The organism is Aeromonas sp. s2, assembly GCF_040907935.1.
Lineage (GTDB): Bacteria > Pseudomonadota > Gammaproteobacteria > Enterobacterales > Aeromonadaceae > Aeromonas > Aeromonas dhakensis.
Map to the genome: position 1 here is coordinate 22934 of NZ_JBFOCR010000001.1, position 9690 is coordinate 32623.

General features: G+C 59.7%; 10 protein-coding genes, 1 tRNA gene and 1 pseudogene. 11 read left to right on the forward strand and 1 reads right to left on the reverse strand.

Annotated features, from left to right (window positions below):
- The first annotated feature begins 1 nt into the window (after position 1).
- From AB5Y81_RS00160 to galE, 8 genes and pseudogenes are all read left to right on the forward strand, one after another.
- Positions 2 to 478 carry a DUF2878 domain-containing protein gene (locus AB5Y81_RS00160; RefSeq protein ID WP_279484720.1) on the forward strand — a complete coding sequence of 159 codons (477 nt, stop codon included), beginning with the start codon at positions 2 to 4 and terminating at the stop codon, positions 476 to 478.
- A complete protein-coding gene (locus AB5Y81_RS00165; protein WP_005303669.1) occupies positions 475 to 693 on the forward strand; it encodes a TIGR02450 family Trp-rich protein in 219 nt (72 codons plus the stop codon). Before AB5Y81_RS00160 ends, AB5Y81_RS00165 begins: the two co-directional genes overlap by 4 nt.
- On the forward strand, positions 650 to 1201 hold the full coding sequence (locus AB5Y81_RS00170) for a chalcone isomerase family protein (RefSeq protein WP_042049639.1): 552 nt from the start codon (positions 650 to 652) through the stop codon (positions 1199 to 1201). Before AB5Y81_RS00165 ends, AB5Y81_RS00170 begins: the two co-directional genes overlap by 44 nt.
- A pseudogene (locus tag AB5Y81_RS00175) lies at positions 1201 to 1755 on the forward strand (DUF3833 domain-containing protein); the annotation flags it as partial. The gene AB5Y81_RS00170 and the pseudogene AB5Y81_RS00175, both read left to right, overlap by 1 nt.
- 129 nt (positions 1756 to 1884) lie before the next feature.
- Entirely contained in the window at positions 1885 to 2352 is a 468-nt protein-coding gene (locus tag AB5Y81_RS00180; protein WP_010634828.1) for a Dps family protein, read from the forward strand.
- Positions 2353 to 2679: 327 nt separating this feature from the next.
- Complete coding sequence (gene hcp, locus AB5Y81_RS00185) at positions 2680 to 4329, forward strand: hydroxylamine reductase (protein ID WP_279484718.1); 1650 nt, start codon at positions 2680 to 2682, stop codon at positions 4327 to 4329.
- Between the two features lie 110 nt (positions 4330 to 4439).
- A complete protein-coding gene (locus tag AB5Y81_RS00190; RefSeq protein ID WP_123245487.1) occupies positions 4440 to 5459 on the forward strand; it encodes a hybrid-cluster NAD(P)-dependent oxidoreductase in 1020 nt (339 codons plus the stop codon).
- An 84-nt stretch (positions 5460 to 5543) separates the two neighbouring features.
- Positions 5544 to 6569 carry a UDP-glucose 4-epimerase GalE gene (gene galE / locus AB5Y81_RS00195; protein WP_123245488.1) on the forward strand — a complete coding sequence of 342 codons (1026 nt, stop codon included), beginning with the start codon at positions 5544 to 5546 and terminating at the stop codon, positions 6567 to 6569.
- A 173-nt stretch (positions 6570 to 6742) separates the two neighbouring features.
- Here the strand turns inward: galE and AB5Y81_RS00200 are convergent, their stop codons facing one another.
- A complete protein-coding gene (locus AB5Y81_RS00200; RefSeq protein WP_043171086.1) occupies positions 6743 to 7492 on the reverse strand; it encodes a DsbA family protein in 750 nt (249 codons plus the stop codon).
- Between the two features lie 198 nt (positions 7493 to 7690).
- On the opposite strand from AB5Y81_RS00200, the gene AB5Y81_RS00205 reads away from it, so the two are divergent.
- From AB5Y81_RS00205 to hcp1, 3 genes are all read left to right on the forward strand, one after another.
- Positions 7691 to 7778: transfer RNA gene (locus AB5Y81_RS00205), tRNA-Ser, on the forward strand.
- Between the two features lie 564 nt (positions 7779 to 8342).
- Positions 8343 to 9113, forward strand: a complete 771-nt coding sequence (locus tag AB5Y81_RS00210) for a LuxR family transcriptional regulator (protein WP_043171087.1) — start codon at positions 8343 to 8345, stop codon at positions 9111 to 9113.
- A gap of 230 nt (positions 9114 to 9343) precedes the next feature.
- The coding region (gene hcp1, locus AB5Y81_RS00215) for a type VI secretion system effector Hcp1 (RefSeq protein WP_368146506.1) at positions 9344 to 9690 on the forward strand (347 nt) is incomplete at its 3' end.

Here is a 9690-nt window from a genome sequence, read left to right on the forward strand (position 1 = left end):
CATGTGGCAGTGGGCCCATCTGCTGGGGTTCAATCTCTACTGGTTGCTGGCAGTGAAGTGGCAGCAGCCGGGCCCCCTGCTGGCACTGTTGCTGCACTTTCTCTTCTCACCCAGCCGCCAACGTGACTGGCGGCTCATCCCGGTTGCTCTTGCCGGCAGCCTGCTCGATGCCCTGCTTTGGCAACTCGGGCTGTTTTATTTCAACACCGGTTTTCCGCTCTGGCTGGTGCTGCTTTGGTGCGGTTTTGCCCTGACCCTCTCCCATGGTCTGCGCTGGCTGCGACCCTTGCCGCGCTGGCAGCAGGGGCTGTTCGGCATGGTCGGTGGCAGCTCCTCCTATGTGGCGGGCGCCGCCATGGGGGCAGTACAATTACCCTGGGGCATCGGGGTCAGTGCGGCACTGCTGGCGGTGATCTGGATGTGGTGGTTACCCGTACTCCTGTGGGTAACGGTCAAGCTGGAGGGTGAAGCGAGATGAACACCTTTTCGACCGACACCTTGTTGTTTTCCAAGTGGACCAAAGAGAGCCAGCACGAGCTGACCGAGCGTTTCTATCTGGTGGTGGCCTGTCAGCGCGATGCGCAGGGGCAGCTGCAGCAGGTGGTGATGCAGGACATCAACACGCTGCTGGAACAGGAGATGGACTGGCATGAACTCGAAGATCCTGCCCATTGGCACATGGGGTGGAATTAGCCTGCTGCTGGCAGGCTTGAGCCTACCGCTGACCCCTTTCGCCCAGACCGGGCAAGCCCCGATCACCCCCTGGCAGCAGCTGCACCCGGTCGGGCGCGGCGAGATGAGTTGGCTCTGGTTCAAGCTCTATGACGCCACCCTCTACAGCGAGAACGGCCGCTATCTGCCGGGTCACTATCCTCAGGCGCTCAGCCTCACCTACGCCAGAGCCATCGAACGGCAAGATCTCTTGAGCGCCACCGCCGCTGAGTGGCAGCGACTGGGGCTTGGCAGCCAGCAACAGCGCCAGGAGTGGCTTGGCAGGCTCGCCGCGCTCTGGCCCGATGTCCAGGCGGGTGACCGGCTCACCTTCTATGTCGACAAGGGTGGTGCGGGCCATTTCTGGTGGCGGGACAAGCCGCTCGGCACCCTCGCCGATCCGCAATTTTCGGCGGCCTTCCTCGCCATCTGGCTGGCAGAAGGGAGCCGTGATCCGGCGCTTACCCGTAGCCTGCGAGGAGAGTTCTGATGCAAAAGAGGTTCATGTCGTACACCCGCACCTGGCGCTATCTGCTGTTGTTGCTGTTCCTGCTGCTGGCCGGCTGTGGCAGCAGTCTGGAGGATTATCGCGATCGGGGCCCCGAGTGGGATCTCGCTCGCTTCTTCGATGGCAAGCTGACGGCGCACGGTCTGGTGACCGATCGCAGCGGCGAGGTGACCAGCCGTTTTAGGGTGGAGATGCGCGGGCGCTGGCAGGGGGGCAAGGGAGAGCTGTTCGAGCAATTCTACTTTGACGACGGGCGCCAGCAGACCCGCACCTGGTTTTTGAGCAAGGGGGCGGATGGCCATTGGCGCGGCACGGCCGCCGACGTGGTGGGGGAGGCAGTAGGCAAGACGGCAGGCTTTGCTCTCAACTGGCGCTATCAGCTCGATCTGGCGCTGCCCGACGGCAGCGTGGTGCGGGTGAGTTTCGATGATTGGATGTATCTGCTCGACCAGGATCGTTTGATCAACCGGGCCGCTATCAGCAAGTTCGGCATCCAGCTGGGGGAGGTGATCCTCTACATCGAGCGCCATCCTGAAGTGAGTGCGCCTCACCCAGTCGGCAACGTGGACGATAGTCACTCGCTATCAATCAGTTAGGTCTTAACGAATACCTTTCGAGTCTGATGGGTTCTAAGATGACCAGGTCGTCAAATCTGGAGGTGAAACATGAAGAGTCCGATTGGTCTTGATACCGTTCAATCACAAGCGCTGGCCGCCGAACTGAACAAGTTGCTGGCCAGCTACCAGATCCTTTACATGAATGTTCGCGGCTTCCACTGGAACATCCGCGGCAACCAGTTCTTCGAGCTGCACCTGAAGTTTGAAGAGATTTACAACGACCTGTTGCTGAAGGTCGATGCCCTGGCCGAGCGTATCCTCACCCTGGATGGCGTACCGCTGCACAGCTTCAGCGACTACCTGAACGTTTCCGCCATTCCCGAGCAGAAGGGACTGCACGACGGTCGTGCCTGCGTCGAATCCCTGCTGGAGAGTTTCCGCGAACTGCTGGTAGCCCAGCGCCGCATCTTGGGGCAGGCCGCCGATGCCGGTGATGAAGGGACCGCATCCATTCTCTCCGACTATGTGCAGCAGCAGGAGAAACTGGTCTGGATGCTGCGAGCTTATTTAGCCTGATAGTTAACCAAGCCGGACGCTGCGAAGTATGCTGGCCTGATAGCCAATCATGCCGGATGCTGCGAAGTATGCCGGCCTGATGAGTGAAGGGCTGGACCTGCCTGACCAGAGGCCAGCCCAACCGGTTCCATTATCGTGTTCTGTTGCAAACCTGAGTTGTCTCTCCTTTTATCCACCCGCTTGCCGCCCTGTTTGGGCGGCTTTTTTTGTTTTTGATCTGCATCAATGAAAATTGAATTGGCAAATTGAATGCCTATTAAGTTTTCCACGAGGGGAATAGAATCGCCACAAAACAAACAACTGAAATGTCCAATTAGGAGAGGCATGATGTTTTGTGTGCAATGTGAACAGACAATTCGTACCCCCGCCGGCAACGGCTGTGCCTATGCACAAGGTATGTGCGGCAAGACGGCAGAAACCTCGGATCTGCAGGATGTGCTGATCTATACCCTGCAGGGGCTGAGCGCCTGGGCGCTGGCCGCCCGCGAGCACGGCATCGTCGACAGCGAGATCGATGCCTTCGTACCCAAGGCCTTCTTCGCCACCCTCACCAACGTCAACTTCGATTCCGCCCGCATCGTGGCCTATGTCAATCAGGCGCTGGCCTATCGCCAGCAACTGGCTGCCAAGCTGGCACCGCTGGCGGTGCAGGCCGATGCACTACCCGCTGCCGCCCGCTTCGAGCCGGGTGCCGATCTGCTGGCCCTGCTGGCTCAGGCGCCGCAGACCGCGGTCAACCGCGGCAAGAACGAGGTCAACGAAGACATCATGGGGCTGCGCCTGCTCTGCCTCTATGGCCTCAAGGGCGCCGCCGCCTACATGGAGCACGCCCGGGTGCTGGATCAGCAGGATGCCGGGGTGGCCGCCGAATTCCATCGCATCATGAGCTGGCTGGGTACGGATCCGAGCGATCTGGATCCGCTGTTCAAGTGCGCCATGGACATTGGCCTGCTCAACTTCAAGATCATGGAGATGCTGGATCTCGGTGAAACCACCGCTTTCGGCCATCCGGAGCCGACCCAGGTACGCGTTACTCCGGTACCGGGCAAGTGCATCCTGGTCTCCGGTCACGACATGGTGGATCTCAAGCTCATCCTGGAGCAGACCAAGGGGACGGACATCAAGGTCTACACCCATGGCGAGATGCTGCCGGCGCTGGCCTACCCCTTCTTCAAGCAGTACCCGCACCTGGTGGGCAACTACGGTTCCGCCTGGCAGAACCAGCAGAAGGAGTTTGCCAACTTCCCGGGCGCCGTGGTGATGACCTCCAACTGCATCATCGATCCGAACGTGGGCAACTACTCGGATCGCATCTTCACTCGCTCCATCGTCGGCTGGCCGGGCGTGACCCACCTGGAAGGGGAAGATTTCTCCGCCGTCGTTGCCAAGGCGCAAGCGCTGGAAGGCTTCAAGCACGTTGAGCTGGAGCACTTCATCACCATCGGTTTTGCCCGCAATGCCCTGATGCAGGCTGCCCCTGCGGTGATCGACAAGGTCAAGGCCGGCGAAATCAGCCACTTCTTCCTGGTCGGTGGCTGTGATGGCGACCGTGCCGAGCGCGCCTACTACACCGAGTTTGCCAAGGCGATCCCGCAGGACAGCCTGCTGCTCACCCTGGGCTGCGGCAAGTACAAGTTCAACAAGCTCGATTTCGGCGACATCGGCGGCATTCCCCGTCTGCTGGACGTGGGTCAGTGCAATGATGCCTACTCCGCCATCCAGCTGGCGCTGGCGCTCTCCGAAGCGTTCGAGTGCGGCGTCAACGATCTGCCGCTGACCCTGGTGCTCTCCTGGTTCGAGCAAAAGGCCATCGTCATCCTGCTCACCCTGCTGGCGCTGGGCGTGAAGAACATCCGCACCGGCCCGACCGCCCCGGCCTTCCTCACCCCGGCCCTGCTCAAGGTGCTGGAGGAGCAGTTTGGTCTGAAAGGTACCACCACCGCAGAAGCCGATCTGGCCGAGATCCTGGCGGCCTGAACAAAGAGACAGCCTTACACGCTCAGCATGTTGTAAGCCTTTGGCGAGCCTGATGGCTCGCCTTTTTTAGCGACCCCTTTCCAACATTTTTCAACAAGAGGAGCCTTGCGATGACCTCCACCTCTCTCACCCTCAGGTGCATCGGCCGCCGGGCGGATACCCACGATGTAGCGAGCTGGCAGTTCGTGCCGCAGACGGGCAGCCTGCCTGCCGTGCTGGCCGGCCAGTGTGTGACGCTGCACACCGAGATTGACGGCAAGCCCCACTGCCGTGCCTATACCCTCTCCTCCAGCCCGCAGGACCCTTTCTGGCAGGTCACCATCAAGGATGTCGGACTGGTCTCCCACCATCTGCACCAGACCCTGCAGGTGGGGGATGAGATCCGGGTGGATGGCCCGTTCGGCGACTTCAATCTGACGGCCTTGCCCTGCGAGCGGCCGCTGTTCTTGAGCGCCGGCTCCGGCATCACTCCCATGTGGGCCATGCTGCGGGACGAGCTGGCCAAACGGCCGGACGCCGACATCCGCTTCATTCACAGTGCCCGCTCGCCAGAGGATGTGATCTTCGCAGCCGATCTGGCTGCGCTGGCCGCGGCCCATGCCGGTGTGCGCCATGCTTTAGTGCTGGAGAAAGTTGGGGAAGAGGCGCCGGCGGTTTATCCCTGGGTCGGCCGGCTCACACCGGAGATGCTGAGGGAATTGGCACCGGATCTATTGAGTCGCCACGTCTATCTGTGCGGCCCAGCCCCTTACATGGAGGCAGTGAGCGAAATGCTGGCCGGGCTCGGCCTGCCGGCAGAGCAGTTGCACCAGGAGTCGTTCGGCCTGCCTGCAGCTACATCGAGCACGGCGCCAGTTGCGGCCAGCAGCGACCACTTCTGGCTGACCCTCAAAAAGAGCGGCAAGAAGGTGAAGATACTGCCGGGGCAGACCCTGCTGGCGGCGCTGGAGGGGGCGGGGGAGACCATGATGGCAGCCTGCCGCGCCGGGGTGTGCGGCGCCTGTCGCTGCACCACGGAGGGCGAGATCGAGCGCCAGAGCGTGATGACTCTCAGCCCGCAGGATCTGGAGAGTGGGGTGGCATTGGCCTGCTCCTGTACCGCCAGGGGGGATGTTTGCGTCGACTATTGAGGGGGCCATGAGCATCCCGCTCTTTTCGCAACGTGGCCGGGCGGGTAGACTCAGCTTCAGTTTCAGTCGAACGCGGGATACATAATGACAATTTTGGTCACAGGGGGCGCCGGCTATATCGGCTCCCACACCCTGGTTGAGTTATTGAACGCCGGGCAACAGGTTGTGGTGCTGGACAACCTCTCCAACTCCTCCCCCGAGTCTCTCAAGCGGGTCGAGCGGATCACCGGCAAGCCGGTCATCTTCATCGAAGGGGATGTGCTGGACCGGGCCTGCCTGCAGCAGCTGTTTGCCGCCCACCAGATCGAGTCGGTGATCCATTTCGCCGGGCTCAAGGCGGTTGGCGAATCGAGCCAGATCCCGCTCACCTACTACCAGAACAACATCACCGGCACCCTGGTGCTGTGCGAAGAGATGGCAAAAGCCGGTGTGTTCCGGCTGGTATTCAGCTCCTCGGCCACCGTCTACGGCGATCCGGCCTCGGTACCGCTGCGGGAAGATTTTCCCACCAGCGCCACCAACCCTTATGGCCGCTCCAAGCTGATGGTGGAGGAGATCCTGCGGGATCTCTCCAAATCCGATCCCCGCTGGGCCATCGTGCTGCTGCGCTACTTCAACCCGGTCGGTGCCCACGAGAGTGGCCTGATTGGCGAAGATCCCAATGGCATTCCCAACAACCTGCTGCCCTATATCAGCCAGGTCGGCGTGGGCAAGCTCAAGGAGCTGGGGGTGTTTGGCAACGACTACCCGACACCGGACGGTACCGGGGTGCGCGATTACATCCACGTGGTGGATCTCGCCATAGGGCACCTGAAAGCGCTGGCGCGCATCGCGTCGGATACCGGCGTCTTTACCTACAACCTGGGTACCGGTCAGGGCTATTCGGTGCTGGAGATGATCAAGGCATTTGAAGCGGCCAGCGGCCGTACCATTCCCTACCAGATCAAGCCCCGTCGCCCCGGCGACATCGCCGAGTGCTGGGCCGAGCCGCACAAGGCCCGTGCCGAGCTGGGCTGGCAGGCCGAGCGCGGTCTGGAGCGGATGATGGTGGATACCTGGCGCTGGCAAAGCCAGAACCCGAACGGTTATGGCCCTGCTGCGAAGCCGTGATCAAGGGTCATGTGCTGCTCGGGAACCTCATTTATTCATATAAACCCGGGTCCCTGTGCAGCTCTTCGCCTTGCTGACAGCTTCTCGCGACGGCCCATCAGACCTGATGGTTTGCAGCCTGAATAGCAAAACGCCCCGGCATGCCGGGGCGTTTTTTATGTGCCTGAGCGGGATTACTGAATGCTCTTGCCGGCGCGGACATCCTTGATGAAGCCTTTCAGGCTGGTCAGATCACGGGGGGCACCGCGCAGGATCTGATCGCCGATGATGAAGGCCGGGGTGCCAGAGATGCTCATGGCTTCGGCCAGCGCCCGGTTGGTGCCTAGATTCTGATCGATGCTGCCATCCTTGATCTTGGCTTCAACCTTGCTCCAGTTGACGCCAGCTGCTTCCGCCAGCTGCTTCACCTGTGCTTCGTCGGCCAGCGGGCCCTGATGGGCGTACAGCTTCTCGTGGAAGGCCTGGTACTTGTCGGGCTGACCCAGCTGTACCGCCAGGGCGGCGCGAGCGGCGAAGTAGGAGGTCTCGCTCAGGATCGGGAACTGCTTGTAGATGTAGCGAATGTCCTTGTCTTCCGCCAGCAGCTGCTTGATCAGCGGGTGGGCGCGTTTGCAGTAGCCGCAGTTGTAGTCGAAGAATTCGACCACGGTCAGGCTGCCCTTGGGATTGCCGGTTTCCGGGTCCTGGTTGCTATAGAGCTGCTTGGCATGTGCCTTGATCAAGGTCTTGTCGCTCTCGGCCTGCTGGCTCTCCTGCTTAGCGCGCAGGGCGTTGGACATCTCGACCAGGATCTCCGGGTTCTTGACCAGATAGTCGCGCACTATCTGTTCCACGTCGCTCTTGGTCAGTTCGCTCGCCTGAACCGGCGCCGCAAGCAGGGTGGCACCCGTCAGGGCACAAAGCAGGGCATGTTTGATTTTCATAAGTCCATCTTGCTGGGGATTTCGGGATGCTGACTATAGTGGGTGAGTCTGTTTTCAAGTCAAGTTATCTGGTTGAAAAAGCGCTGGTTATGCTCAAATTGACGGCTTTGTGCGTCATTTAGCCCAATAAATCGGCAAACGAGCGTCGAGGGGATTTACAAGGGCAATCGCCATGGGTAATATTCGCCGCACTGTCGCGGAGGGGTGGCAGAGCGGCTGAATGCACCGGTCTTGAAAACCGGCGATGGGCGACCATCCGTGGGTTCAAATCCCACCTCCTCCGCCATTTATTCAGCCAAAAAGGCCATCCGAAAGGATGGCCTTTTTGCTATTCAAATCCCCGCTGTCATTCTGCCTCTGACTGGGCAAGCCATCTTTATCCACGTTTTTCAGGCCGTTGGCCAAGGCTGACGCTTGCGATTTTCCTGCCTGTTTGCTCGCGTTCATTGCGAGACTATCACCGGGCAACCAGCGTCTTGATCGTCTCCGTTGGCCCTGATATTCGCACAGTTCGGTGGGGATCCCGTCTCGCTGGCTCATCCGCCACAACTTGGACTCCTTTTGTTGCGTAATGCAGGCAGCGTGGAGGACTGCTGGTCCGCCGGTGAGAGGTCAGCCATGACGAATGTTGCAATGATTAACATCCGTAGGAGTCATGACTGGTCGCTGGTGGAACAATCTTGTTCTTCTGTAGCATTTCATTACAAAAATTACGGTTCGATAGCATAAAGTGTGGGGCAGTTCTGATTTTCCTATGTGCCGGGGTGTGTCATCTATTGACGCTTGTTAACATTCAGTATGTTTCCATGTTTGGCCACCTTATCTTGTGCATGATCCTCATACCTCGGAAATGAATACCCTGCACGCGCTGGAGCTTATCGGTCAGTTCGAGACTGCGGCTGACGAGCGCGCCATCGTGACCCTGCTGCGCGAACTGAGCGGCCGCATGGGATTCGACTATTTTCGCCTTGCCCTGATCTTCCCCAGCACCATCCAGCGTCCGGACGTCATCATCTTCAACGGTTGCCCACAGGCCTGGGTGGATACCTACACCGGCAGCGGCTTCTTTGCCATCGACCCCATCGTCAAGTGCGCCATGACCAGAAGCACGCCCATTCTATGGGCCGATGTGGTGAACGATGAGGAGCGTTGTGATGAACAGGGCCGCGAGGTGATGCAACTGGCTAGCGAGTACGGCATTCGCGACGGTATCACCCTGCCCTGGCACGGTGCCAACGGCCATGTCGGCCTGCTCTCCTTTATTACCAGTACGCCTCGTACCAGCCAGCAATGGCTCTCTGCGGTGCCCTTTATCAGCTGGCTCTCCATGCATATCTTTGAGGCGGTGGCCCGGGTCTGTCTGGCGGGGCTGTCACCGCACGATGCGTTGAGTTTGCGGGAGCTGGAGGTGTGTCGCTGGGCGGCGGAGGGCAAGCAGGTGAGCGATATTGCCCAGATCCTGGGGATCACGCCCCGTACCGTGACGTTTCATCTGAACAATGTGGTCAACAAGCTGGGGGCGAGCAGCAAGAGCCAGGCCATCTCATGGGCATTGAAACAGGGGATGGTCAGGCTGAACGTGGAGATGGCGCTGGTGGCTAATGTGGATGAGGAGCAGTGATTCTGTTTGTGGCAAGCAACTCGTTGCGTAGATGGCAAGATGTTCCACTGCATGTGCAAGAATTTATGGTGCAATAACCTGCTGGTTGCAACTTTTTGCGCCACGCATCAGGCCGGCTTGCTTGATTGTTAGTTAATGCTTTGAAAAATATGGATAAAAAAGAGTGGCATGGTCGCTGCTAACTGGTTCGGTCGAGTGTCATTACCGTTCAACCAATCAGGAGCAAACTCATGCCAACTCCATGTTATATCAGCATCGAAGGTAAAACCCAGGGCAATATCACCGCCGGTGCCTTCACTTCCGATTCCGTCGGCAACATCTTCGTGCAGGGCCACGAAGACGAGATGCTGGTACAAGAGTTCCAGCACGTCGTCACCGTACCGACCGATCCGCAATCCGGTCAGCCTGCTGGTCAGCGTGTCCACAAGCCGTTCAAGTTCACCGTGGCCCTGAACAAGGCCGTACCGCTGATGTACAACTCCCTGGCTTCCGGCGAGATGCTGCCGAAAGTGACCCTGAAGTGGTACCGCACCTCCGTCGAGGGCAAGCAGGAGCACTTCTTCTCTACCGTGCTGAC